Origin of the sequence: Stenotrophomonas sp. Y6 (genome assembly GCF_022436665.1) — a bacterium.
Taxonomy (GTDB): domain Bacteria; phylum Pseudomonadota; class Gammaproteobacteria; order Xanthomonadales; family Xanthomonadaceae; genus Stenotrophomonas; species Stenotrophomonas acidaminiphila_A.
The window spans coordinates 206,488-231,899 of the sequence record NZ_JAKUKB010000009.1 but is presented as its reverse complement, the minus strand read 5'-3'; the positions used below and the strand labels follow the sequence as shown (position 1 = coordinate 231,899).

20 protein-coding genes are annotated in these 25,412 nt (G+C 69.7%); 6 read left to right on the top strand and 14 right to left on the bottom strand.

Features of this window, described 5'->3' with window-relative positions; genetic code table 11:
• Positions 1 to 17: 17 nt before the first annotated feature.
• The gene (locus MKP15_RS12580; protein ID WP_240212923.1) at positions 18 to 2,117 is read left to right on the top strand and encodes a M13 family metallopeptidase; all 2,100 of its coding nucleotides are present in this window, start codon (positions 18 to 20) and stop codon (positions 2,115 to 2,117) included.
• An 84-nt stretch (positions 2,118 to 2,201) separates the two neighbouring features.
• Here the strand turns inward: MKP15_RS12580 and MKP15_RS12575 are convergent, their stop codons facing one another.
• Entirely contained in the window at positions 2,202 to 3,122 is a 921-nt protein-coding gene (locus tag MKP15_RS12575) for an oxygenase MpaB family protein (RefSeq protein WP_240212922.1), read from the bottom strand.
• A gap of 330 nt (positions 3,123 to 3,452) precedes the next feature.
• On the opposite strand from MKP15_RS12575, the gene MKP15_RS12570 reads away from it, so the two are divergent.
• Positions 3,453 to 4,055, top strand: a complete 603-nt coding sequence (locus tag MKP15_RS12570; protein WP_240212921.1) for a hypothetical protein — start codon at positions 3,453 to 3,455, stop codon at positions 4,053 to 4,055.
• A gap of 36 nt (positions 4,056 to 4,091) precedes the next feature.
• Here MKP15_RS12570 and MKP15_RS12565 read toward each other — a convergent pair whose 3' ends face one another.
• The 9 genes from MKP15_RS12565 to MKP15_RS12525 all read right to left on the bottom strand — a co-directional run bounded on the left by MKP15_RS12565 (position 4,092) and on the right by MKP15_RS12525 (position 11,697).
• Entirely contained in the window at positions 4,092 to 4,436 is a 345-nt protein-coding gene (locus MKP15_RS12565) for a hypothetical protein (protein WP_240212920.1), read from the bottom strand.
• Positions 4,437 to 4,469: 33 nt separating this feature from the next.
• Positions 4,470 to 5,243: a LytTR family DNA-binding domain-containing protein gene (locus tag MKP15_RS12560; RefSeq protein WP_240212919.1), complete on the bottom strand. Its 774-nt coding sequence runs from the start codon at positions 5,241 to 5,243 to the stop codon at positions 4,470 to 4,472.
• On the bottom strand, positions 5,233 to 6,522 hold the full coding sequence (locus tag MKP15_RS12555; protein WP_240212918.1) for a histidine kinase: 1,290 nt from the start codon (positions 6,520 to 6,522) through the stop codon (positions 5,233 to 5,235). Before MKP15_RS12555 ends, MKP15_RS12560 begins: the two co-directional genes overlap by 11 nt.
• 211 nt (positions 6,523 to 6,733) lie before the next feature.
• Positions 6,734 to 8,383: a M28 family metallopeptidase gene (locus MKP15_RS12550; protein ID WP_240212917.1), complete on the bottom strand. Its 1,650-nt coding sequence runs from the start codon at positions 8,381 to 8,383 to the stop codon at positions 6,734 to 6,736.
• A 289-nt stretch (positions 8,384 to 8,672) separates the two neighbouring features.
• The gene (locus MKP15_RS12545; RefSeq protein ID WP_240212916.1) at positions 8,673 to 9,926 is read right to left on the bottom strand and encodes an RNA polymerase sigma factor; all 1,254 of its coding nucleotides are present in this window, start codon (positions 9,924 to 9,926) and stop codon (positions 8,673 to 8,675) included.
• Positions 9,927 to 9,980: 54 nt separating this feature from the next.
• Positions 9,981 to 10,337 carry a DUF1428 domain-containing protein gene (locus MKP15_RS12540; RefSeq protein ID WP_161615535.1) on the bottom strand — a complete coding sequence of 119 codons (357 nt, stop codon included), beginning with the start codon at positions 10,335 to 10,337 and terminating at the stop codon, positions 9,981 to 9,983.
• Between the two features lie 61 nt (positions 10,338 to 10,398).
• Positions 10,399 to 10,809: a VOC family protein gene (locus MKP15_RS12535; RefSeq protein ID WP_240212971.1), complete on the bottom strand. Its 411-nt coding sequence runs from the start codon at positions 10,807 to 10,809 to the stop codon at positions 10,399 to 10,401.
• Positions 10,806 to 11,243 (bottom strand): VOC family protein, encoded by a 438-nt coding sequence (locus tag MKP15_RS12530; protein WP_161615534.1) that lies wholly within the window; start codon positions 11,241 to 11,243, stop codon positions 10,806 to 10,808. Before MKP15_RS12530 ends, MKP15_RS12535 begins: the two co-directional genes overlap by 4 nt.
• A gap of 22 nt (positions 11,244 to 11,265) precedes the next feature.
• Positions 11,266 to 11,697: a YciI family protein gene (locus MKP15_RS12525; protein WP_240212970.1), complete on the bottom strand. Its 432-nt coding sequence runs from the start codon at positions 11,695 to 11,697 to the stop codon at positions 11,266 to 11,268.
• 170 nt (positions 11,698 to 11,867) lie between these two features.
• On the opposite strand from MKP15_RS12525, the gene MKP15_RS12520 reads away from it, so the two are divergent.
• On the top strand, positions 11,868 to 12,239 hold the full coding sequence (locus MKP15_RS12520; protein ID WP_240212915.1) for a YciI family protein: 372 nt from the start codon (positions 11,868 to 11,870) through the stop codon (positions 12,237 to 12,239).
• Positions 12,240 to 12,546: 307 nt separating this feature from the next.
• On the top strand, positions 12,547 to 15,564 hold the full coding sequence (locus MKP15_RS12515) for a TonB-dependent receptor (protein ID WP_240212914.1): 3,018 nt from the start codon (positions 12,547 to 12,549) through the stop codon (positions 15,562 to 15,564).
• A 799-nt stretch (positions 15,565 to 16,363) separates the two neighbouring features.
• Here MKP15_RS12515 and MKP15_RS12510 read toward each other — a convergent pair.
• Complete coding sequence (locus MKP15_RS12510) at positions 16,364 to 18,448, bottom strand: gluconolaconase (RefSeq protein ID WP_240212913.1); 2,085 nt, start codon at positions 18,446 to 18,448, stop codon at positions 16,364 to 16,366.
• 98 nt (positions 18,449 to 18,546) lie between these two features.
• On the opposite strand from MKP15_RS12510, the gene MKP15_RS12505 reads away from it, so the two are divergent.
• Positions 18,547 to 19,011 (top strand): hypothetical protein, encoded by a 465-nt coding sequence (locus MKP15_RS12505; RefSeq protein ID WP_240212912.1) that lies wholly within the window; start codon positions 18,547 to 18,549, stop codon positions 19,009 to 19,011.
• A gap of 84 nt (positions 19,012 to 19,095) precedes the next feature.
• Here MKP15_RS12505 and MKP15_RS12500 read toward each other — a convergent pair whose 3' ends face one another.
• Complete coding sequence (locus MKP15_RS12500) at positions 19,096 to 20,169, bottom strand: chitinase (RefSeq protein WP_240212911.1); 1,074 nt, start codon at positions 20,167 to 20,169, stop codon at positions 19,096 to 19,098.
• A 246-nt stretch (positions 20,170 to 20,415) separates the two neighbouring features.
• Positions 20,416 to 21,354 (bottom strand): hypothetical protein, encoded by a 939-nt coding sequence (locus MKP15_RS12495; protein ID WP_240212910.1) that lies wholly within the window; start codon positions 21,352 to 21,354, stop codon positions 20,416 to 20,418.
• A 163-nt stretch (positions 21,355 to 21,517) separates the two neighbouring features.
• Here MKP15_RS12495 and MKP15_RS12490 point away from each other — a divergent pair, with 163 nt between their 5' ends.
• A complete protein-coding gene (locus MKP15_RS12490; protein WP_240212909.1) occupies positions 21,518 to 22,354 on the top strand; it encodes an SAM-dependent methyltransferase in 837 nt (278 codons plus the stop codon).
• A 10-nt stretch (positions 22,355 to 22,364) separates the two neighbouring features.
• Here MKP15_RS12490 and MKP15_RS12485 read toward each other — a convergent pair whose 3' ends face one another.
• Positions 22,365 to 24,998 carry an EAL domain-containing protein gene (locus MKP15_RS12485; RefSeq protein ID WP_240212908.1) on the bottom strand — a complete coding sequence of 878 codons (2,634 nt, stop codon included), beginning with the start codon at positions 24,996 to 24,998 and terminating at the stop codon, positions 22,365 to 22,367.
• Positions 24,999 to 25,412: the final 414 nt, after the last annotated feature.

The following is a 25,412-nucleotide window of genomic DNA, read 5'->3' as shown; positions in this document are numbered from 1 at the left end:
CAGATTCCGGAACCGCCATGGCCCTGCAACGTTCGATCCTCGCACTCGCTCTCGGGGCCGCGCTGTCACTGGGCGGCTGCGGCGGCGGCAAGGCCCCCACCGGCGACGCTGCCGCCACCGCCCCCCCGGTTGCCAGCGCCCGGCCGCAACTGGGCAGTTTCGGCTTCGACGTCTCGGGCATGGACCGCAGCGTGGCCGCCGGCGACAACTTCTTCGATTTCGCCAATGGCCAGTGGGTGCAGCGCACCACGATCCCGGCCGACCGTTCCAGCTACGGCAGCTTCAACATCATCTACGAGAAGACCCTGGGCGACACCCGCGCGATCCTGGAAGAAGCCACGCGCGCCAGCGACGGCGAGGCGCGCAGGATCGGCGACTACTACGCCGCGTTCATGGACGAGGCCACCATCGAGGCGCGCGGCGTGGCACCGCTGCAGCCGCAGCTGCAGGCCATCGCCGGCATCGGCGACCGCCAGGCGCTGGCGCGGGCACTGGGCGCCAGCCTGCGCGCCGATGTCGACCTGCTCAACGCCACCCATTTCTACACCCCGCACCTGTTCGGCCTGTGGGTGTCGGTGGACCTGCTGCAGCCGGACCGCAACGTGCCCTACCTGGTGCAGGGCGGGCTGGGCATGCCCGACCGCGACTTCTACCTGCAAGGCGGCCGCATGACCGAGCTGCGCAAGGCCTACGAGGGCTACGTCGCGCGGCTGCTGGAACTGTCCGGCGACCGCGCCGCCGCGGCCAAGGCCGCGCGCATCGTCGCGCTGGAAACGCGGATCGCGCGCGTGCACGCCACCCAGGAAGAAACCAACGACGTCGAAAAGGGCGCCAATGCCTGGACGCAGTCCGAGCTGGCGGCGAAGGCGCCGGGCCTGGACTGGGCGGCGTTCCTGGACGCGGCCGGCCTGTCGGCGCAGCAGGATTTCATCGTCTGGCAGCCACGGGCGGTGGCCGGGTTGTCCAGGCTGGTCACCAGCGAACCGCTGGACACATGGAAGGAATACCTCGCGTTCCGCGCCCTGGACGAGGCCGCGCCGTACCTGCCCAAGGCATTCGCCGATGCGCACTTCGCCTTCCACGGCACCGCGATGAGCGGCACCCCGCAACAGAGCGAGCGCTGGAAGCGCGCCGTCGACGAGACCAACAACGCCCTTGGCGAGGCGGTCGGCAAGCTCTACGTCGCGCGTCATTTCGACGCCGCCACCAAGGCGCGCGCCGACGAGATGGCCAGGAACATCATCGCCGCCTTCGCCAGGCGCATCGACGCGCTGCAGTGGATGTCGCCGGAAACCAAGGCGCATGCCAAGGCCAAGGTCGCCGGGCTCAAGGTGGGCATGGGCTACCCGGACAAGTGGCGCGACTACGGCGCGCTGGAAGTGAAGCGCGACGACGCGCTGGGCAACGCGCAGCGCGCGGCGCTGTTCGAGTACCGGCGCAACATCGCCAAGCTCGGCCAGCCGGTGGACCACGGCGAATGGGCGATGCTGCCGCAGACCATCAACGCGATGAACGTGCCGCTGGAAAACCGGCTGGTGTTCCCGGCCGCGATCCTGCAGCCGCCGTTCTTCGACCCCGCGGCCGACGACGCGGTGAACTACGGCGCCATCGGCGCGGTGATCGGCCATGAGATCAGCCACGGCTTCGACAACGCCGGCGCGCTGTTCGACGAGACCGGCAGGCTGCACAACTGGTGGACGGCCGAAGACCTGAAGCAGTTCAACGCCGCCGGCGACGCGCTGGCCGCGCAGTTCAGCGGTTACGCGCCGTTTCCGGGGGTGCACGTCAATGGCCGCCTGACCCTGGGCGAGAACATCGCCGACGTGGCCGGGCTGGCGACCGCGTACGACGCCTACCGCCTGGCGCGGCAGGGCAAGCCGGCGCAGGACCTGGAGGGCTTCACCCCGGACCAGCGCTTCTTCCTCGGCTTCGCCCAGGCCTGGCGCAGCAAGATGCGCGAACAGGCGCTGCGCAACTCGCTGTTGACCAACGTGCACGCGCCCGGCCAGTTCCGCGCACTGACCGTGCGCAATCTCGATGCGTGGTATCCGGCGTTCGGGGTGGAGCAAGGCCAGGCGCTGTACCTGGCCCCGGACAAGCGGGTCAAGGTCTGGTGACGCCGCGCCGCCCGCCGGGCGCGGCACGGCGCCTGCGCCAGCGCGTGCGCGCGGCGATCCGCGCCTGACCCTGATGTTCCCGGGTCACGGCGGCCAGTGCAGCAGTAGCTGCGGGTCGCGGCCCATGCGCCGGCAGGCGCGCGCGGCGATGCCATCGCCCAGCGCGACGCGGAACAACGGCGCCGACCCGCGCAGCAGGCGCGCGGCCAGCGCCGCGCGCAGCTGCTGGCCGCGGCGGCGCCCGAGCAGGGGCGGTGCCCAGTCGGGCAACAGCGCCGCACCCGCGGACAGGAACAGGTCGCGCGAGGCCCCCGGCAACGGCACCGGCAGGCGTACGCCCTCGAGCACCGCCAGCACCTCGCGCGAACGCGCATCCATGCGCAGCTGCGGCTGCCGCGCGGCGAAGTACGCGCGCACCTGCGCCTGGCTGGCCGGCACCGCGCGCGCGCCCAGTGCCTCGGCCACGCGCCGGTATTCGGCGTAATAGCGGTCGGCGATGGCTGCCGGCACCTCGCGGCAATAGCGGCGGCAGCCTTCGAGGAAACCATAGGCCTCGGTGACGTGTACCCAGGTGAGCAGTTCCGGATCGTCGGCGGCATACGCGCGGCCATCGGGCAAGGTCCCGGTGACGCCTGCATGGATGCGCCGGACCCGGTCGACCAGTGCCTGGGCCGCGGCCGCCGGTGCGTAGCTGGTGCCGGCGACGAACGCGGTGGTGCGGCGCAGCCGCCCGACCAGGTCGTGGCGGAAATTGGAATGGTCGTAGACGCCGGCCAGCGCGCGCGGGTGCAGCAGTTGCAGCATCAGCGCGCACAGGCCGCCGGCGAGCATGCCCGGGAATTCGGAATGGATGCGCCAGGTCACGCTGTCGGGGCCGAACCAGCCCGGGTCGCCGGCCGGCGCGTCGTAATCGATGCCGCTGGGTTCGCGCGGGAAGGCGTCGAGCACCCAGCGCCGGATCTGCGCGGTGACCACCGAGGACACGGGCGTGGACAGGAGCGACATGCGGTACATCGTAGTGGAACGGCCGCGCACGCCGCCGGCAGCGGCCACGGCGCGACGGCCGGCCCGCCCGGGCAATGGCCGCGACCGGCCCGGCCGCGCCGCATGTGCGTCCGCAGCATGCCGCTGCCCTTTCGATTTTCGATTCCGCCACTTGCACGATGACGCACCGCAAAACTCCGGGGCCGGGCGTACGCCGGTCCGCAGCCGCGCGGCGGCGTCATCGCATCGCGCCCATTGCCAAGCGGCGCGAAAGTGCTAGAACTGGAGCCGCCAGATCGTTCCACGCCGTATCCGTCGCTCGTTCCAGCCAGTATCTGCAAGGAGCTCCACATGATCGCGTTGTTCAAGGGTTTGGGTTTGTTGTTGCAGGACAATGAGCTGTACCGCAGTCCGTTCGAGAAACAGGTCGAACACTGGAAGAACCTCAGCGACGAACAGATACGCGACGAGGTGTCGGTGCTGGCCAAGGCCAAGTGCCAGTGGCTGATGGCGTCCATCGTGCTCTGGCAGGCGTCCTCGCTGTTGATCCTGGGGCTGATCACCAACTACCTGTGGCGCGATGATTTCCATATCACCTTCACCCGCGTGGTGATCGTGTTCGGCTCGTGGGTGTCGATCCTGTTCGTGATCTGGTTCATGGCCAACATGTTCGACCACACCGCCGGCTTCGAGCGCTGGATGAAGGCGTTCAACAGCCGCGCCCGCATCAGTTCCGACGCCGACAGCGTGGAAACCGTGGCCGAAGCGCTGGAGATGGCCCAGCACTACCCCGAAGTGCTCGACTACAAGCAGGCGGTGGCGTCCCGCCGCGAACTGCGCCACGAGGACATCCGCATCATGCGCGAGCTGGGCCGCATGCGGCAGCACTCCGAACTGGTCGGCAAGCTCAACCACATCGGCGACGACGGGCTGCGCCTGCAACCGGCGTTCTGATCCCGCTGCCGCTGCCTCGCTCCCGCAACGCCGCGCTCAGTCGCGGCGTTGCGCGTCGTGGGCCCGCACCTGCTGGCCGAAGCCATGCGGCAGGCCCTGCACGTCGCGCACCCCGCCCACTACCAGGCTGAAATCGCCCAGCGCCTGCCGCTGGCACAGCTCCCCGCCCGCCTGGTCGCGGCAGTGCTCGCGGTAGAGCCGGTAGAAGCAGTTGCCGCTCTGGCTCTGCAGGCACTGGAAGCGGGCATGGTCGCCGGACACCGTGGTGCGGCTGAGCACGGCCTGCTCGCCGCTTACGCGGACGATCGAGGTCTGGCCCTGGGGTTCGCGGTAGCCCAGCATCGCCAGCAGGCTGCCGAGCAGGAACGTCAGGTACTGCATGGCACTTCTCCTTGTACGGGCCGCGGACGGGACTTACATGCCGCGGAACAGGCTCATGAACGGTTGGCTGACCACCAGCGTCTCGCTGCGCGCCTTCAGCCGCAGCACGCCGCGGCCGCTGTCGTCGCGGCTCACCGCCGCGACCGCTTTCATGTTGACGATGGTGGAGCGGTGCACCTGGCGGAAGCACTGCGGGTCCAGCACCTGTGCCAGCTCGCGCAGCGAGCTGCGCAGCAGCAGTTCCTCGTCGGCGGTCACGACCGCGGTGTACTTGCTGTCGGCGCGGAAATACAGCACGTCCTCCAGCAGCACCAGCCGCGTCTCGCGGCCGTTGCTGGCGGTGATCCATGCCGGCGGCGGCGCGCTGGTCCTGGCGGCCGGCTGCCGCGCCAGCTGTTCCAGCAACTGGTCCAGCAGGCGCCGGTCCGGCGCACCGGCCTGCAGCCGCGCGAGCACCCGCTGGCGCGTGGCCAGCAGGCGTTCGTCGGCCACCGGCTTGAGCAGGTAATCGACCGCACCGCGCTCGAAGGCATCGATCGCGTACTGGTCGTAGGCGGTGATGAACACCACCTGGGTGCGCGGGCTGAGCGTTTCCAGCGCGCGGGCGACGTCGATGCCGGTGACGCCGGGCATGCGGATGTCGAGGAACGCCAGGTCCGGCCGCAGCGTTTCCAGCACCTCCAGCGCGGCGGCGCCATCCTCGCATTCTGCGGCGACGCGCAGTTCCGGCCACAGCCGCTGCAGCTGCGCCACCAGCGCCTGGCGCAGCAGCGGCTCGTCCTCGGCGACCAGGGCATCAAGTTGCATGGGGCAGCTCCGGTACCTGGATGGTGGCGGCCGCCGCGGCCTGTGCCGTGGGCGGCCTGCGCGGCAGGGTGATCGTGGCCGCCGCGCCACTGGGGAAGTTGGAGACCAGGGCGAAGCCGGCCTGCGCCCCGCAGCCCAGCCGCAGCCGCTCGCGCAGGTTTTTCAGGCCGATGCCGGTGCCGCCGCCGCTGCTGCCACCGACGCCCTGGCCGTCGTCGGCCACGGTGAGGTGGACCTGGCCATCGGCCTCGCGCGCCAGCACCCAGATCGTGCCGCCACCGGGCTTGGGTTCCAGCCCGTGCTTGATCGCGTTCTCCACCAGCGTCTGCAGCGCCATCGACGGCAGCACCACGTCCTGCAGCGCTTCGGGCACGTCGATCCGCACCGCCAGCCGCGCGCCCATGCGGATGCGCAGGATTTCCAGGTAGGCCTGCACCCGCTCCAGCTCCTGCCCCAGGGTCGACAGCGACTGGTCGATGCCCGGCAGCGAGCTGCGCAGGTACTGGATCAGGTGGCCGAGCATGCGTTCGGCGCGTTCGGGATCGGTGCGGGTCAGCACCTGCGCGTTGGCCAGGGTGTTGTAGAGGAAGTGCGGTTCGACCTGCGCATGCAGCAGGTTCAACCGCGCCACGCTCAGTTCCTTCTCCGCCTCGGTGCGCTCGGCCGTCTCGCGTTCGTCGCGGCGCAGCTCGGCCACGCGCCGGCGCATCGCGCGGCTGACCGCCTCGGCGTTCTCGCGGTTGCTGCCCTCGTCCGGTATCAGCAGGTCGGCCCAGGCGCCGGCCTCGGGCTCGAACAGCAGGGAGACGCTGCTGGTGCCCTGGCCGGGCGTCACCGTCGCCGACACCTGGTTGCGCTTGATCGCCAGCCACGACCGCGGGTTCCAGCGCGAAGGCGGGCTCATGTTGTAGGGGTCCACGCGCACGAGCTTGGCGCGCAGCTGCAGGCTGCCGGGCGAGCTTTCGATATCGGTGACGCGCGGCAGCCCCGCGATCACCGACTCGACCAGCGCGAACGCCTGCCCGGCATCGAACGGCAGTTCGATCTGGCGCCGCTGGCGGCTGGACAGGCTGTCGTGGTCCAGGCGGCCCGCCGTCAGCTTGACCCGGTGCAGATGGCTGGCGGCACTGATCGCCGCCATCGCCAGCACGCCGATCACCAGCAACGCGAATATCGCGCCGGGGTCGCCGAAGACCTGCGCCCATATGATGCCCAGCACGATCAACGCCAGCGCCCAGGCCACGAGGATGCGGAAGCAGAACCACAGGCTGGCGATCATGGCGGCGGTGTTCCCGGCTGGACAGTGGTGGCGAGCATAGGCGCTGGGCCGCCATGCACAAGCGCCCTGCGACGAAGACGGGAATCGGGGGAACGAACACGGGTGCCGGCGGCTGGAACCGGCGGGCGGAAACGCGGACGCCGCCCGTTGCGGGGCGGCGTCCGGACACAGGCGGCGTCCATCCGGGCCGGATGGGCGCCGCCGGGCGGGTTCAGCGGCGCTCGTCGGCGCTGGCGTCGCGGACCGCGCGGAACGGTTCGCCGGCGCTCCAGTTCGGCCAGGCACGCGAATTGGCCAGCTGCTCGCCGAGCGTGTAGACCACTTCCAGGTCGCGCGCGGCGCCGGCGAAGGTCCAGTCCGGCTGCCATTCGTCGCCCTGCTGGTGGTAGCGCCTGGCGGTGTAGTCGTCCGAGGCCTTCTTGCCCGCCGCCACGCCGCCGTCGATCCAGTCCTGCCCGGCCGAGTACGACAGCGCCGGCACGCCGCGCTTGGCGAACGGGAAGTGGTCGGAGCGGAAGAACAGGCCGGCTTCCGGCTTCGGGTCCGGGGTGTAGCGGATGTCCCAGCCCTTGGCCACGTCCTTGAGCTGGTCCAGCAGTTCGAAGCGCGCCGAGCCGTAGATGCCGAAGTCGCGCGACGGGCCGAACGGCGCCATGCCGTCCATGTTGATCAGCGCGACGGTCTTGCCCAGCGGGTACAGCGGGTGGCTGGCGTAGTACTCCGACCCCAGCAGGCCCTTTTCCTCGGCGGTCACCGCCAGGAACACCACCGAGCGCTGCGGGCGCGGCGCCTTGGCGAAGCCGCGGGCCAGCTCCAGCAGTGCCGCGGTGCCGCTGGCGTTGTCCAGCGCGCCGTTGAAGATGCGGTCGCCGCGCGCGTCCGGCTCACCGACGCCGATGTGGTCCCAGTGCGCCGAATAGAGCACGGTCTCGTCCGGGTGGCTGCTGCCTTCCAGGCGCGCGACCACGTTGTGCGAGGTGATGACCTCGGTCTTGACCGCGTAGTCGGCCGAGAACGCCTCGCCCTTCAGTTCCACCGGGCGGAAATCGCGCGACTGCGCCTGCTTCTTGAGCGCCTCGAAATCCAGGCCGGCGCGCTTGAACAGGTCCACCGCCAGGTCGCGCTGGATCCAGCCTTCCAGCGGCGGATGCGCCGCGGCCGGATCGTCGCGCACCACGTCGAACATGGTGTTGGTGTTGGAACCGGCCACCGTCGCCCAGCCATAGGACGCCGGCGCGGTCTCGTGCACGATCAGCACGCCCGCGGCGCCCTGGCGCGCGCCTTCCTCGTACTTGTAGGTCCAGCGGCCGTAGTAGGTCATGCCCTTGCCGTCGAAGTCGCCGACGCCGGTCTCGAAGTCCGGGTCGTTGATCAGCACCACCGCGATCTTGCCCTTCAGGTCCACGCCCTTGAAATCGTCCCAGTTGCGCTCCGGCGCCTTGACCCCGTAGCCGACGAACACCAGCGGCGCGTCCTTGATCGCGACCGCGCTGGCGCCGTTCATCGCCGCGCGCACCGCGATCTCGCGGCCCTGGGTCAGCGCCTGCGAGGTGCCCTTGCTGGACAGCGACAGCCGCGGCGTGCCGACGATATCGCCCTTGAGCAGCGGCACCGCCTGGGTCCACAGGCGCTTGCCGTCCTGCAGGTCGCCGCCGGGCTGCAGTCCCGCCTCGGCGAACTGGCGGCTCAGGTAGGCGATGGTCTTCGCCTCGCCGGCGGTGGCCGGGGAGCGGCCCTCATAGGCGTCGGAGGCCAGTTCCTTCACGTCGGCGGAAATCCGCGCGCCGTCGAACTTCGGCGGCGCGGCCATCAATGCGCTGGATACCGACATTGCCAGCAGGCTGATCACGATTCGCTTCACATCCATCTCCAATGGGTCGAACAACCACCGCAGTGTAGCCAGCACCACGACCGCGCGGGCAGTGCCGGAACGCATGGGGCCCGTAGATGCGGGGCTTGCCCCGCATGCGGCGGTGACAATCACGCGATGGCGCGCCGGATCGCGTAGACGCGGGGCTCGCCCCGCATGCGGCGGTGACAATCACGCGACGGCAGCCGGACCGTAGATGCGGGGCTCGCCCCGCATGACGCCTTCCCGGCGAAGCCCGTGTCGGGCGAGCCCGGCTACGGACCGGGCGCTGGCGCCGCGGCTACAGGTTCGCCGCGCGCGCCCGCAGCGCCGCGCGTTCGCGGGCGTTGCCGCTCAGGTCGGCGGCGCGCTCGAACGCGGTGCGGGCCTCGTCGCGCCGGCCCAGGTGTTCGAGCAGATCGCCGCGCACCGCCTGCAGCGGCGCATAGTCCGCCAGCCGGCGGTCCTGCTGCAGGGCCTCGAGCAGCGGCCAGGCGGCCTGCGCGCCCTGCGCGCGCGCCACCGCCACCGTGCGGTTGAGTTCGACCACCGGCGACGGCATGACCGCCGCCAGGCGCCCATACAACGCCGCGATGCGCGCCCAGTCGGTCTGGTCGGCGCGGCGCGCCCGCGCATGGCAGCCGGCGATGGCCGCCTGCAGCACATAGGCGTCCGCCTCGCCGCCCAGTGCCTGCGCCTGCTCCAGCAGGGCCAGGCCGCGGCCGATCTGCAGCCAGTCCCAGCGGCCGCGGTCCTGCTCCATCAACAGCACCGCCGCGCCGTCGGCATCGGTGCGCGCATTCATCCGCGACGCCTGCAGTTCCATCAGCGCCAGCAGCCCCAGCACCGCTGCCGAGCCGGGCATCAGCCCGGCCAGCACCCGGCCCAGGCGCAGCGCCTCGTCGCACAGTGCCGGGCGCATCCAGTCCTCGCCCTGGCTGGCGGCATAGCTCTCGTTGAACACCAGGTAGAGCACCTCCAGCACCGAACGCAGGCGTCGCGGCAACGCCTGCCGCCGCGGCACCTCGAAGGCGATGCCGCGTTCGGCCAGGGTGCGCTTGGCGCGGACGATGCGCTGGGCGATGGTCGGCTCCGGCAGCAGGAACGCGCGCGCGATCTCGGCCGTGCTCAGGCCACACAGCAGGCGCAGGGTCAGCGCCACCCGGGCGTCGGCCGGCAGCACCGGGTGGCAGGCGACGAACAGCAGCCGCAGCAGGTCGTCGCCGATGTCGTCTTCCACTTCGCGCTCGTGGTCACGCACGACGCTCCCCTGGTGGTCCGGCTCATGCGCCATCGCCTCGTGCTTGCCGGCCTGCAGGCGGCGCTGGCGCAGCAGGTCGATCGCCCGCCGCTGGGCGGTGGTCATCAGCCACGCGGCGGGATTGTCGGGCACGCCCTGCCGCGGCCAGTGCTCGAGCGCGGCGACCAGCGCGTCCTGGGCCAGCTCCTCGGCGCTGTCCAGGTCGCCCAGCATCCGCGCCAGGCGCGCGATCAGGCGCGGCGACTCCATGCGCCACACCGTGTCGAGCCTGCGCTGTGTCTCGCGGGTATCCATCCGCCCGCGATCACACCATCGCGCCACGGTGCGCGCAAGCGCGCGCGCCGTGGGTCACGCCTCGACGAAGGCCTTGAACCCGCCCCAGAACATGCGTTTGCCGTCGAACGGCACGCTCTTGGCATCCATGCCGGCCAGGCGCGGATCGGCCATGGCCCGGGCGTTGACCCGGTCACGGTGCGCGCGCGAGCGGTAGACGATGTAGGCGAACACCACCACCTCGTCCGGCTTGAGCTTGACCGCCTGCGGGAACGAGGTGTGCCTGCCCGGCTTGACGTCGTCGGCGACCGCTTCCACGTAGGCCAGCGCACCATGCTCCTTCCACACCCTGGCACCCAGGCGCGCCATGCGCCGGTACTCGGCCAGCCGCGCCTGCGGCACCGGTAAAACGAAACCATCCACGTAGCTCATCGTCCTCTCCTCGCTGCAGCAGGTACGGAAGCGGCCGCACCGGGGCCCGGCCGCCGCTGGATCAGCCCGGCGCGCCGTCCATGTACGCGATCTCCCAGAGGTGACCGTCCAGGTCCTGGAAGCCGCGCTGGTACATGAAACCATAGTCGCGTGCCGGCATCGGTTCGCTTGCGCCTGCGGCCAGCGCCTTGTCGACCAGCGTATCCACCGCCGCGCGGCTGGGTGCCGACAGGCAGGTGATGACTTCGGTGTGGCTGCGCGCGTCGCACAGCGGCCGGGGCGTGAAGCCCTGGAAGAACGGCTCCACCAGCAGCATCACGAAGATGCTGTCGCTGACGACCATGCAGGCCGCGTCCTGGTTGGTGAACTGCGGGTTGAAGGTGTAGCCGAGCGCGCCGAAGAACGTCCGGGACGCCTCCAGGTCGCGCACCGGCAGGTTGACGAAGATCATCTGCGGCGGGGCCATCGTCAGTGCGCCCCGTCCATCGGCTTCATGCAGTTGACCATCCACGGCTTGCCGTAGCGGTCCACCAGCATGCCCCAGCGTTTGGCCCAGAAGGTCTCGGCCAGCGGCATCTGCACCTGGCCGCCTTCGGCCAGCGCCGCGAACACGCGCTCGGCTTCCTCCACGCTGTCCACGTCGACGTTGATGGTGGTGGCGCACGGCCCCTGGGCAGGCGGGCCGTCGGCGGCCATCAGGATCGCGCCGCCCGCCTCCACCTGGCAGTGCGCGACGTGGTCCGGCTGCGGGGTGTACCCACCGCAGGCCTCACCGTCCATGTCGGGGCCGGGCGGCATGTCGGCGTATTTCATCTCCGACACCACCTTGCCGCCCAGTGCCCGGGCGTAGAAGGCCATGGCGTCGTGGGTGTCGCCATTGAAGCCCAGGAAAGGAATCAGTTTCATCGCATGTCTCCTCGCGGTCGGATCAGTCGTTGCGTTCGATGCGCTCGCGCAGACGTTGCTCCTGCGCGCGCAGTTCCGGGGTGAAGGCCTCGCCGAAGTCCTCGGCCTCGAACACCGGGCGGATCTCCACTTCCACGGGCGCGGTGCCGTCGGCGTCGAACGGGGCGCGGCTGAGCCACTCCACGGCCTCGTCCAGGGAACGGACCTGCCACAGCCAGAAGCCGGCGATCAGCTCCCGGGTCTCGGCGAACGGGCCGTCGACGACCTGCCGCCGGGCGCCATCGAAGCGCACCCGCGCGCCGCGCCGGCTCGGGTGCAGGCCTTCGCCGGCCAGCATGATGCCGGCCTCCACCAGTCGCTCGTTGTAGGCCCCCATCGCCGCCAGCTCGGCCTCGGTCGGCATTACCCCGGCCTCGGTCTCCGCCGTCGCCTTCACGATCACCATTACTTTCATGTCCATGCCCTTCCGGTTGCGGACCGGATGATCCGCTTCACATCCGGTACGACGAACCCGCGCCGACGGAATCGACAACACCGGCGATGTTTTTCATGAACACGTTCATGGTTGCGGCGTACCCTTCACCCTGCGCCATCATGGCCCTCTGCTCCCGACAGGACCCGGCCATGAAATTCCTGCTGTTGATCCATATCGACCCGGCGCTGCTGGAGGCGCTGCCGCAAGCGGCCTACGACGCGCAGATGCGCGAATGCCTGCGCCATGCCGACGCACTGCAGGCACAGGGCACCGTGCTGATGTCGCAGAAGCTGCAGCCGCCGGCGACCGCGCGGACCCTGCGCATCCGCGACGGCCAGCCGCGGATCACCGACGGCCCGTTCGCCGAGACCCGGGAAATCCTCGCCGGGTTCAACCTGATCGAAGCCGCCGACGCGGAGGAGGCCATGCGCATCGCTGCACAGTTCCCGTGGGCGGCCTACGGCAGCATCGAAGTACGCGCAGTGGATGACCTGCAGGCCGAGCGGATGCGGCTGGGGTGAGCGCACTGGCCGCTGGCCACCTCCGGGCCGGGCGTCCGCACCCTGCCCGGCCCGGCAAGTACCGTGCCAACACTGGTCAAGACACTTTCAGAAGAAAGCAAACGCACAATAAACAGTGAGAAAAGTCACAATACCGAAGATGGGTTTACTTGTAACTAATTGAAAAACAAAAGGAAAAAAAATTCGCCCGGAAAAATCAGTCATAAATCGTTAACTTTCCGGCAGTGGGGAGTTATGGTCGGCTCACTTGGCATTCGACTTCTGTTCATCTTCTAGTTTCCGCCAAGGACTTCCACTGGAGAGAGAAATGGTCAAACGCAAGACGATCCAACGCGCCGCGTTGAGCGCGGCCTTGAGCCTTTGCATCGCCGGCGGCGCCTACGCCCAATCCAATGCTTCAGGCTCGATCTTTGGTGCCGGCGGCCAGCCGGGCGCTACCGTCACCATCCGCAATGTCGAAACCGGGCTGACGCGCGAGATCCGTGTAGACAACAACGGTCGCTACAGCGCCTCGGCCTTGCCTGTTGGCAAGTACGAGGTGATCCTGAAAAAGGACGGCGAAGTTGTAGCCTCCAAGTCAGATGTGCTGGTGCAACTGGGCGCGGGTAGTGAGGTTTCCTTTGCCGCCGCTGGCGGCAGCGCCACGGACATGGATCGCATCGAAGTGCGTGCCAGCGCCATGTCGCCAATCGACGTCTCTGCAACCGACAGCCGCCAGGTGTTCACCGCCGAGCAGATATCGAAGATGTCAATCGGCCGCAACATCAACGCCTTGGCCATGCTCGCGCCAGGCGTCGTCGCCGCTGACTCACGCTACGGTAACGTTTCCTCGTTCAGCGGTTCGGCAGCATCGGAGAATGCCTTCTACATCAACGGCTACGCTGTCACCAACCCGCTTACCAACCTCGGCTCCACCACTTTGCCGTTCGACGCCATCGGCCAGTACCAGGTCATCACCGGCGGCTATGGCTCGGAGTTCGGCCGCGCAACGGGCGGCGTGGTCAACATAATCACCAAGAGCGGTACCAATGACTTCAAGGCCGGCGCCCAACTGGTCTGGACTCCGAAGGATTTCCGCGCGCACTCGCGCAACATCTACTACCCCAGTACGGGCAAGCTCCCCAATACCGACGGCCTGATCTATCAGCACCTGAGCGATCAGACCACCGACTCTCTGACCTACGGCGCGTACGCGAGCGGCCCGATCATCAAGGACCGGCTGTTCTTCTATGCCGGCGCGGAATTTGAGGACCAGGACAGGACCACGGTCTCCACCCGATCCAATACCGGCACCGGCTATCAGAAGCGCAACTACGAGGTTCCCCGCTGGCTGGTGAAACTGGATTGGTACATCAACGACAACCACCTGCTTGAGTTCACCGGTATCTCCGATGTGACCAAGCAGACGATGAGTGCCTACGCCTACAACTACACCGGGTCGAATGTATTCAACCCCGGGAACGTCAAGAACAGTGGTTACTACTACGAAGACGGCGGCGAGCTGTACATCGGGAAGTACACCGGCTACCTGACCGACAGCCTGACCCTGACCGCACTGTATGGCGAACAGGAACAGGACCATATCGCCAAGCCGTGGGGTTACGACCCGAGCGTGGTGTATGTCAGCGACTCCCGCAACGTATCCAACCCGGTCCGCTTTGGTGCATTCGACCAGCTCAGCTTCCCGGATGCCTACGACAAGACCGACGGCTATCGCATCGATCTGGAATGGCGTTTGGGCAATCACACCCTGCGTGGTGGCTATGACGTGCAGAACTCCGAATCACGCGCGGGCGAAGTGACGTCGGGGCCGGGGTACCGCTGGATCTACAACTCGGTAGGCGCGGCCAATGCCAACGAAACGATCCCCGGCAGCGGTGGCGCCCGTGGCCCCGGTGGCAACGGCGACTACGTGGTCAAGTACGTCTATGCCAACGGCGGTACCTTCAAGGTCGAGCAGAAGGCCTTCTATCTGGAAGACCGCTGGCAGGTCACCGACAACTGGCTGTTGTCACTGGGCCTGCGCAATGAGAGCTTCCAGAACTTCAATGCCGATGGCATCGTCTATGTGGAGCAGAAGAATCAGTGGGCTCCCCGCATCGGCGCCACCTGGGATGTCTTCGGCGACTCGTCCTTGAAGGTCTTCGCCAATGCCGGCCGCTACCACCTGGCGATGCCGAACAATGTCGCGCTGCGCGGTGCCGCCGGTTCGACGTATACGATGGAGTACTTCTCCTTCACCGGTATCGATCCGAATACCGGCGCCCCCCTGGGCACCACGGCCCTGGGCAACGGCCCGTTCTCCTCCAACAACGAGTATGGGCAAGCACCGGATCCGGCCTCGGTTGCAGCCAAGGGGCTGAAATCCCACTACCAGGATGAGTTCGTTCTTGGCTTCGAGAAGCAACTGGGCGAATCACTCACCTTCGGTGCGCGTTACATGTTCCGGGACCTCAAGAGCGCAATCGATGACATGTGCGATTGGCGCCCGGCCTACTACTGGGCCATCGAGAACGGCTACTCCGAAAGCGTCGCCGAGGCGCTGGGCGATGGCCTGGGTGGCTGCCGCCTGTTCAACCCCGGGGTAGGCAATACGTTCCAACTGGATGACGGCACCGGCAATCTGATCACCGTGCCCCTGTCGGCCCAGCAGCTCGGATTCCCGAAGCTCAAGCGCCGTTACCAGGGTATCGGGCTGTTCCTGGAGCATTCCTTCGACGGCAAGTTCTACGGCAAGATCGACTACACCTGGTCGCACAACTACGGCAATGCCGAGGGCCAGCTGAAGTCCGACGTGGCACAGGGCGATGTGTCGCAGACGATGGACTGGGACCACCCGGAGATGATGTTCCATGCGAACGGCAACTTGCCCAACGACCGTCGCCACTACCTCAAGTCCTTCGGCTACTACCAGCTCAACGATGAGTGGCGCTTCTCCAGCACCTTCACCTTGATGTCCGGTCGCCCGAAGAACTGCACTGGCATCTACGCCGGTCCGGATCCGGATGGCGAGTTCAGCGAAACCGTTGAGTATTCGGGTCCCTATTACCGCTACTGCAATGGCAAGGTCATGCCGCGCGGCTCGGCCGGTACCACGCCGTGGGTGGGACGTCTGGACATGGGTGTGGCCTACCGTCCGTCGTTCCTGAACAACAAGCTGGAACTGTCGCTTGATGTGTTCAACGTGACCAACTCCCAGACGGCACAGAACTACATCGAGTACGGCGAAATCGGCTCTGTCGGCAACCCATACCATTCGACCAACCGCGTGATCAGCTATTCGACGCCGCGCTATATGCGGCTTGGCCTCCGCTACGATTTCTGATTGCCATCTTCTCCAAGTGCAGTACTTGAACCCGGCCACGTGCCGGGTTCTTTTATGCCCCCGGATCTATGTGCAACCCTCAGCGTCCTGCATTGCTGCGAGGCTCGACGTACGAAGTTCATGCCATAAGGCCTGGAAGTCCACCAGGTGGGTCGTGTCGCAGAGCCCGGGGACAGTGGCCGGACAATGGCGATCTACTCCGGGCGGTCGGCATCGCCGAGGTACTACCCGACGGTGGGAGGGGTGTGCCGCCCCCTCTTGGGCTTACGCCATCCCGGTTGGGCGCGGACGCGGTGCAGCAGACCAGCTCCTCGTCACACAGGCAAGCGAGCTCCACCTCCCCCACGCCGGGTGGTCCAAGCCTGCTGTCGTGCAATCGCCCGAGCCTGGATCAGGCCCACGGCCACGACGATGGCTGGAAGCCAGCCAGCAGCGGTCGACCGTCCACCTGGGACGCGATGAGTGCAACGACGGCGGCTCCAATGTACCCAGGCGGGGTGCGGCCGGCCTTGCGCCACTGGCTGGAAAAGGCCCGGACAGCCCGGCCTTGTTCGCGCTGCGCCCCAGCACACATCAGCACTGAGACCAACCCAGCGGCCGGCACCGGGCCTGAACCCACATCGTCGAAGGCTGCCCGACATCCCGGCGGTCATCCAGCACCATGCGCAGACCTACCGGATCACACACTTTCCATCTCCCACGCCCGGAGGGCATTGATGGGCATCCATGGAAAATGAACCATCCTTGTTCATTCGCCGATAGCAGCAGCGAGCCCTATGTGCACCGTTTCTCCCACCGCCTACTGTCCTGCTGCGTCTATCGTCATTGCAAGCTCTTCATGTACCGTGTTGCCGCTGTAGTCTTTTGCGGTTATGCGGCAGATATAGTCGCCGGGTGACAGCTGGGCCAACCGTAGGGCATCCACTGCCAGGCGCCCGTCGCGCACCACATTGCTGACCACGTAGCGGAACCGCGTCACCGCGCTGCCGTGCACGGTGATGCCGCTGTCCTCGGCGTAGGCGACCTTGGCCGCGTCCGCCTGCGGCGGCATGCGGTTGAACTCGATGTTCATGCGCGGCTGTTCGTGGCCGGGCAGCGCGCGGCCGTCGGCGTCGAGGATCTGGTAGCCCAGCGCGTACAGGCCGAGGCGGCGGCGCGGCAGGTTGCCGTCCACCTGGTCCCAGGCCTCGACCACCAGTTGCAGGCCGCCGGCGTCGCGCGGCACCCGCAGGCGGCCGTCGCGGCTTTTGCGCAGGCGCTCGCCGCGGGCGTCGAGCAGGGCGATGTCGTCGATGCGTGGCGGCACGTGGTCGGCGTAATTGGCGAAGCCCAGCCGTACCGCATTGCGCTCGTAACCCGATGGTCCGACCGCCAGGTGCACGTGGGCCTGGCTGTTGATGCTGCCCAGCGCATCGCCGGGATGGAAGCGGGTACCGCGGCGCACGCGCACCCGCTGCAGCTGCCCGGCCTCGTCGTGCACCAGCTGGAAGCGGGCCGGATCGAGCGGCTGGTTGCGCGGGTCGCGGCCGACCTTCATGTGGATGTAGTCGACGGTGTCCAGCGACAGCCCCTCGGCCTGCCCGCCCAGGCTCCAGGTCGCCGCCGGGCTGCTGACCTTGGCCGCGGCGATGGCGAGCACGGGCTGGCCGACGTCGCCGCGGACGTCGAAGCCACCGTGCAGGTGGTGGCGGCTTTCGCCGCTGAAGTTGCCGCGCACTTCGCCCAGGGTGCCGACCACTTCGTGCCAGCCCAGCTGCGGCGCCAGCGGCCAGCGCCCTTGGTTGCGCGGCAGCGGGTTGTCCATCGCAGGCCCGACCGGCGCTTCGGCCGCCGCCATTCCCGCCAGCGGCGGCCGCAGGTGATGGAGGCGGTAGGCATCGGCATCGCCGAGCAGCAGGCTGCCATCGGGCGCCAGCGCGATGCCGGCCGGGCGCGCGAAGCGCTGCGCATCGCCGGCCACCGCCACCACGTGCCCGGTGGGCGAGACCTGCACCACGCGGCCGGTGATGCGCTCGCCGACATAGGCCACGCCGTCGTGGGTGAGCGCCAGCGTCATCGGCCCCCACAGCACCTGGGGGCCCTCGGGCCCACCCACCGGCGTGGCGACGTGGCCAGCCGCGGTGACGGTGCGCAGCGCGTCGTTGCGCAGGTCGGCCACCCACAGCGTGCCGTCGGCGGCGAGCGCGAGGTCGGTGGGGGTATCGAAACGCGCCGCTTCGCCCTGGCCGTCGGCCCAGCCGGGGCGGCCGCCGCCGGCCAGCGTCCACACCCGGCCGTCCGGCTCGATCACGCGGATGCGGTCGTTCCAGGTGTCGGCCACGTACACCCGCCCCTGCGCATCCACCGCCACGCCCATCGGCCCGTCGAAACGCGCCTGCCGGCCGATGCCATCGGCGAACCCGGCCACGCCGTCGCCGGCCAGTGTGCTGACGTCGCCCTGCGCGGTGACCTTGCGGATCGCATGGTTGCCGGTATCGGCGACATACAGGTTGCCGTGGCGGTCCAGCGCCAGCCCGGAGGGCGTGTTGAACGCGGCGGCGTCCCCGCGCCCGTCGGCGAAGCCCTCGCGGCCGCCGGCCAGCACGTGGAACACGCCGTCCAGCCAGCGGTAGAGGATGCGGTTGTTGTCGCCGGCATCGGCAACATAAAGCGTGCCGCCGGTGTCCATCGCCACGCCCCAGGGATCGCTGAAGCGGCTGTGCATGCCGGAACCGACGCTGTCGCCTTCGATGCCGTCGCCGGCCAGCAGCGCGACCTGCGCGCGCCAGCCCAGCGGCGTGGCGGCCGGCGCTACCGAAGGCGTGCGTGGCGGCCACAGATAGCTGGCCGCGAGCGCGCCCCCGGTCAGCAATGCCACGACCATCACCCAATGCCTGCGTTCCATGTACATCCCAGCGGTTGCGGACCCGGCACCATAGACGCTCGCCGGCCACGGAACCACCCGGCACCGACAGGATCGCCACCCGTCCCACGGAGTCATGCATGAATCTGCAACTGCACCTGCAGGAAAACCCGATCCGGCTGCAGCCACCGCAGGGTGCCGCGGTGGTGCTGCCGCTGTCGCTGGCGGACCTGCTGGCGGCGGGGCTGCACGCCTTTCCGCCGCAGCCCAGCGCGCTGGAGCAGGCCATCCAGTGCGTCGAGGATGCGCTGATGCCGGCGATCCCGGCGCTGCGCCACCCGGCGCCGTTGCTGCTGGAATGCGCCGATCCGGTGCTGGCGCCGCTGTGGGCGGCCAGTGGACGGGCCCCCGGCACGGTGGCCACGCTGTCCATCGCCGACGTCGAGAACGTCTTCGACCGGCTCGCGCGGGTGGCGGCCGGCGTTCCCGCGCAAAGCTTGGGGTTGCCCGCGCAGCCGCGCTTCGCCGCCGCGCTGGTGGTGGTGCGCGAGCTGCTGCACCACATTCCACTGCCGGCGCTGCGGCTGCGGCCGGCGACGGACTGAGTGCCGCCCCGGGCCGCACGCCCCGACGTGGCGCCGCGCAGGCACGCCCCGCGCGGCGGGTTGCGCGCCCGCGCGCCCGCGCGGTCAGCGGCTGCCGCGCGTCGCGCGCAGGTGGGTGCCGACCGGCACCGAGAACGCGCCGTTGTCGGCCACGTCCCAGTTGATCGACCACGCCATCACGCCGCGGAAGTCCGGATACGGCCGCGCCGGCTCGAGCGTGTCGCAGCCGGTGCCGCGGGCCAGGCAATCGAACGCGCGGATGATGGCCGCCGGCGGCGCGTAGCCAGTGCCGGCCGCGCGCGGGCCGGAGGGCAGGGCCAGCGCCACCTGGTCCGGGCGCAGGCCGTGGAAGCGGCCCTTGCCGCCGGCCAGCGCGAAGCCCTCGATCAGCATCTTCGCCGAGCCCACCATCATGTCCACGCTGCCGGCCGGCAGTCTGTCCGCGCGGTAGGGGGTGGGCAGGCCGCCGTTGTTGTAGAGCTGCACGTGCAGCAGGTCCAGTTCGTCGCGCAGCCCGTCGATCAACGGCAGGTAGGCGCCCCAGATGCCCTCCATCGACACCCAGCCGCCCTGCACGTAGGGGTGCTCCGGCGCCATCGACACGTACAGGTTGGGGTACATGGCATGCAGGCGCTTGACCGCGGAGACCAGGTGGCCGGTGACCGGTGCGCCGTGCACGACACCGGCGACCTTCTCCAGGTCGATATCGATGCCATCGAGCCCGTAGGCGTCGATGGCCTGCGCGGTGGTGCGCACGAAGTTGTCCTCGTCGCGTTGCGTGCGCAACGTCACCTTGCCCAGCTCACCACCGAAGGACAGCGCCACGATCCCGCCACGCGCGCGGCGCGCGGCGATGTCGGCGACCAGGCGCGTGCGCTCCAGCCCCGGCGCCGGATTGAACGCGACCCTGCCCTCGCCCATGTCGTCGGCGAACGCCAGCACCACCACGTCCCAGGCGTCGTCCACCTGGCCGAGCGGCAGCACCCCCGATCCGTTGTCGAAGTTGTGCAGGTAGCCGACCAGGGCATGGCGCGGCAGCGGGTGGCTGTAGCCCGGCGTCACGCCGGGTCGCGGCTCGGCGGCGCCGACCTGCCCGGCGTGGCAGCCGAAACTGGTGACCAGGAAAAACATGCACGACAACAGGCGGCTCGGCTTCATCGCAATCCCAAGCGGTGGAGGAGCGCCGATTCTAGACAGCCACCGGCACCAAAAATCCTTCCGGAACATGAAGTTGGCGAAGTTGTCCGGTAATGACCCGCGGCCGTCCGGGCGCTGTCCGGCGGGCCTGTCCGGCGGGCCGCGGCGCGGTGTCGCGGCCCGCCGCGAGGGCCACCGCGCAGGACATCCGCAGGCAACCGGGCGCAGCCATCATGCCCCGGGCATGACTCATGCCGGCGGGTTCGCTCAGCCGCAGGTCTTCATGCGTCGCTCCGCATCCCACAGGGCGCGACGCGCCAGGTCATAGGCGCTGTCGGCCGCCGACGGCAGGGTGTGCTCGGCCTCGACCGGGTCGGCGCCATGGCGGTAGCGGTACTCCAGCCGCTCCAGCGCGTCCAGCTGCTGCAGCGCGTTGCCGAACCAGCGCCGGCGTACCGCATCGTCGCAGCGCGGGTAGCGCCGTTCCAGCTCGCCGATGGCGGTACGGATGCGACGGCTGGCCTCGCCATCCAGGCCGGGCAGCGGCTCATGGCGGATCGGCGCGGCCTTGTAGGCATCGCCGGTGGCTTCGCTGCCCAGGTCGGACGCGCGCTCGTGCAACGACGGGTTGAATGCCACATCCGGCGCGCGCCGTGCCTGCGCCGGCTGGATGTCCTCGCCGTAGAGCCACTTCTCCCTGCGTGACTGCCGGGTCCCGGCCGCACGCTTCGAGAACAGGCCGGCGGTGGCGCGCTCGCCGACGCCCGTCGCCAGTTCGTCGCGGTGGGTGAACAGTTGCTCGTCCTTGCCCGGGGTGCGTGCCCGCGCCGCGACATCGTCCGGCAGCGCGATCCCGCCATCGGCGGCGTACAGGCGACGCGCGGCGCCGACGGCGGGCACCGGCGGCGATGACGCGGCCGGTGGCGGTGTCGGCGCGGGCGGCCGCTGGCCATCGGGCGGGAACGGCGGGGGCGCAACGGCGGGCGCCGCCACCCGGGTCATGGCGGGCAGCGACGAGTGCGACGGCGCCGGTGCCGGTTCCGCCGCGCGCGCCAGCCAGCGCACCTGCAGGCGCTGCTGCCGATGCTCCGCGGCGGGTTCGGGCACCTGCCACAGCACGCGGCCGGCCAGGCAGAGAATCGCCACGGTCGCCAGCCCGGCGCCGATGCGGTGGGACAGGGGTTCGCTGACGCGGGAATCGTGCATGCCTCTCCATCGCAGACCTGCACGCGGCGGGAGCCCCGCGGTGCACCGTGGCAACTACAGACCGGAGGCCGGGCGGCGAGTTCCATCGCCGTCGCGCGCCGATGCCCGGGTTACGATGGCCGCCCTTTCCGGCACCGGTGCCGCTCCGCGGCACTCCCAGCGCATGACCCACTACTCCGGCCCCCTGCTCACCCGCCCGTTGCTGGACGCCATGCGCGACGCGCAGCGGCGCGGCGACGCGGCCTGGAACGGCTCGCTCGACCTGGGCCGCGGCACCGACGCGGTGCGGCTGGAGGCCGATCGCTGGCAGTGGCGCGGCCACGATTATCCGTGGCCGGAGCGGCTCAAGGACCGCACCGTGTATTACTGGGACGGTGGGGATTTCGCGCCGGCCTCGCGGTTCGGCAATGGCCTGTACAAGCTGGTGCCGACCGACTGGGGCGTGCCGACCTTCGAGATCGACGGCATCAAGATGCTGGTCAGCGCGCAGTTGTCGCCGATGGACGACGCGCGCCGCAAGGTTGCCCTGGTCGCGCCGCGCGGCAAGCAGGTGCTCGATACCTGCGGCGGCATGGGCTATTTCGCCGCCTGCTGCCTGGAGGCCGGGGTGGCGGCGGTGCATTCGTTCGAGAAGAGTCCGGAAGTGCTGTGGCTGCGCACGCTCAATCCCTGGTCACCGGACCCGGCCGCCGCCGGCGGCCGCCTGACGCTGACCCACGGTGACATCTCGCTGGCCATCGCCGATATCGCCGACGCCTCGGTCGATGCCGTGCTGCATGACCCGCCACGCTTCGGCATCGCCGGCGAACTGTATTCGCAGGCGTTCTACGACCACCTGGCGCGGGTGCTGCGCCGCGGCGGCCAGCTGTTCCATTACACCGGCATGCCCAACCGGCTGACCAGCGGCCGCGACGTGCCGCGCGAGGTCGCCACCCGCCTGGGCAAGGCGGGGTTCCGCGCGCGCCCGGAACTGGACGGAGTGTTCGCGGTCCGTAACTGAGCGGCGCGCGTCATGGCAGCGGCGGCTGCCCGGTGTTGTCGCGCTGGAACAGCACCCGCTCCGGGCGATGCAGGGCGAAACCCTGCGCGCTGTCCACGCCCAGCGCACGCAGCAGGTCCAGGGTGTCCAGGTCGTCCACCCACTCGGCCACCACCCGGGCCCCGCGCTGGTGGCCGATGCGGGTGACGGCATCGACGATGGTCCGGCTCATCGGGTCGCGGCCGAGGTCGCGCACGAAACTGCCGTCGATCTTGATCACGTCCACCGGCAGATTCTTCAGGTAGCCGAACGAGGCCATGCCGGCGCCGAAGTCGTCCAGCGCGATGCGGCAGCCGGCTGCGCGCAGGCGCTCGATCACCCGCACCACGCGCAGCAGGTCGCGCACCGCCACGGTTTCGGTGATTTCCAGGCACAGCCGCTGCGGCGGCACGCCATTGCGGGCGATCGCATCGAGGATGAAATCGGCCAGCCCCTCGTCCTCGAGGCTGGCGCCGGAGAGGTTGATGGCGCAGCTCTGCAGGCGCTCGCCGCAGGGATGCAGGGCATTGAAATTGGCCAGCGCGGTGCGGATCACCCAGCGGTCCACCGCCGGCATCAGGCCATAGCGCTCGGCCGCCACCATGAACACGCCCGGCGCGATCACGCTGCCGTCGTCGGTGCGCATGCGCAGCAGCAGCTCCACGCGGGTGACCGGTTCGGCGCCGGGCGACAACGGCACGATCTCCTGGTAGTCCAGCAGCAGGCGGTCCTGCTCCAGCGCCCGGCGCAGCTGGCTGGCCCATTCCATCTCGCCCATGCGCCGGGTGGCGTCGGCGTCGTCGCGGTACACCCGCACCCGGTTGCGGCCGTCTTCCTTGGCCTGGTAACAGGCCGTGTCGGCCCAGGCCAGCAGGTCCTTGAGGGTGCATCCGGGCTGGTCGACCAGCACCAGCCCGATGCTCGCGCTCACCGTGTAGCTGCGTCCCAGCCAGCAGAACGTCGAACGCTCGATGCACGCGCGCACCTGCTCGGCCAGCAGGTCGGCCTGGGCCTGGTCCACGCCGGACGCCAGCAGCCCGAACTCGTCGCCGCCCAGCCGCGCCAGCAGGTCGCCATCGCGGACGTGGCGCCGCATCGCCTGCGCCAGCTGCACCAGCAACTGGTCGCCGGCGCTATGCCCGGACAGGTCGTTGATCAGCTTGAACTGGTCCAGGTCGATGTACATCAGCGCGAACGCCCCCTCGCCGGCGGCGTCGCGGTCGAGCAGCGCCTGGCGCAGGCAGCGCTCGAACTCGCGGCGGTTGCACAGCCCGGTGAGCTCGTCATGCGCGGCCTGGTAGCGCAGGCGCTCGGTCATCTCGCGCTGCGCGCTGGTATCGCCGGCCACCATGAGCAGGTGCGGCACGTGGTCGATCTCCAGCATGGCGAGCGAGGCATTCACCCACAGCGCGGCATCGGCACCGCGCACCACGAATGCCTCCTGGCTGCTCCATGCGCCGTGCGCGCGGGTGGCGGCGACCGCCTCGCGACCGTGCACGGCATCGGCGAACAGGCCCTCCAGTGGCGCGCCGGCGACGGCGCCGAGCTGGGCCCTGGCCGCGCGGTTGGCGTAGGTGATGCGCCCGTCGCGCGCGTCGGCCACCAGCACCAGCGCCGGCAGCATCTCGTTGAGGGCCTGGAACCGCGCCTCGCTTTCGCCGAAGCGCGCGCTCATCCGCCGCGCCAGTTCGAGCGCGCGGCGGTGCACGCTTGCCTGCGACCACAGGAACAGGGCCAGCAGCACGCTGATTGAACTGCCGCCGATCACGATCAACCGCAGCTGCGCCCACTCGCCCATCGGTACGCGCGGCCACAGCCGCAGTTCCCACGTGCGCCCGCCGAATTCCATGCGCCGCACCTGCAGCGCCGCCGGGTCGGCCGGCAACGGCGCGCTGGCGAACACCCGCGCATGCGCCGGCAATGCGCCCAGGTCGCGGATCTCCACGTCCATGTGGTCGAGGATGCGGCCATACAGCGCCTGGCGGACCATCGGCTCCAGGCGCACGCTGACCGCCAGCGCGCCCAGCTCGCGCGCGCGCCGTTCCGCGACCGTGGCCGGCATGGCGCCCGGGGTGTACGCGGGCAGGCGCACGGTGATGCCCATGTCGCCCGCCGCCCGCTGGCCGCGGAACTGCAGCAGCGGGAACGGCGCGGACAGGGCGGCCGCATCGGCGTCGCGCGCGCGCCGCAGCGCCTCCATGTTCTCCGGTTGCCGGGCGACATCGAAACCGACCAGCACCTCGTTGCCTTCCAGCGGCGCGACGTACTGGTAGCGGTAGGTGGCCTGGCCAGCGGCGTCCACCTGGCGCTGCGCGAAGGCGATCAGCACGTAGCCATGGATCCACTCCTGCGAACGCAGGTTGCGCTGGTAGCTGTCGAAGGTGCCCTGGTCCAGCTGCGCGGTGCCCGCCAGCAGCACGGTCTGCATCGCCCGCAACCCCAGCGCGGCGCCGGCCAGCGGTTCACGCAGGCGCGCGGGCGCGGCATCGGCCAGCGAGCGCTGCAGCGACTGCACCCGTTCGCGCTCGCCGCGCCATTCGCCAAGCGCCACCCGCGCCGTCAGCGCCAGGCCGGTGACCAGCACCAGCAGTGCCCACAGCGGCGTGGCGAACAGGGAGCGCGGCATCCCGCCGTCAGCTGCGGGTAGCGGGGCGTCATTGTGCATGGGCAGCCCTTGCAGGCACCGCCAGTGCGCTGCACCGGCCGCCGCTGGCCAGCGTGCCGCCGTGGACTGTCATCGCCCCGCCATCGTCCATATCACCGCCCCTGCCCGGCCCGAACCCCAGTTCGCCGGCGCCAGCAACCGGCCCCGGCAACGCACCACGAACGGCCTTCCCGCCGTACCGCCGAGCGTCAATGCCACCGGCAGGATCCTGTACCACCCGGGCGATTCTACGCGCCGTCCGGGCCACGCGGCCGTCAACGCACCTGTCCGTGCCGGCCCCACCCGCCTTGACCACCATGCCCGCTCCCGTTACCGGCGCACCCGCCGTGTCGTCCCTTTCTCTTAACGCCAATCCGGGTATATCTCGACACCGGA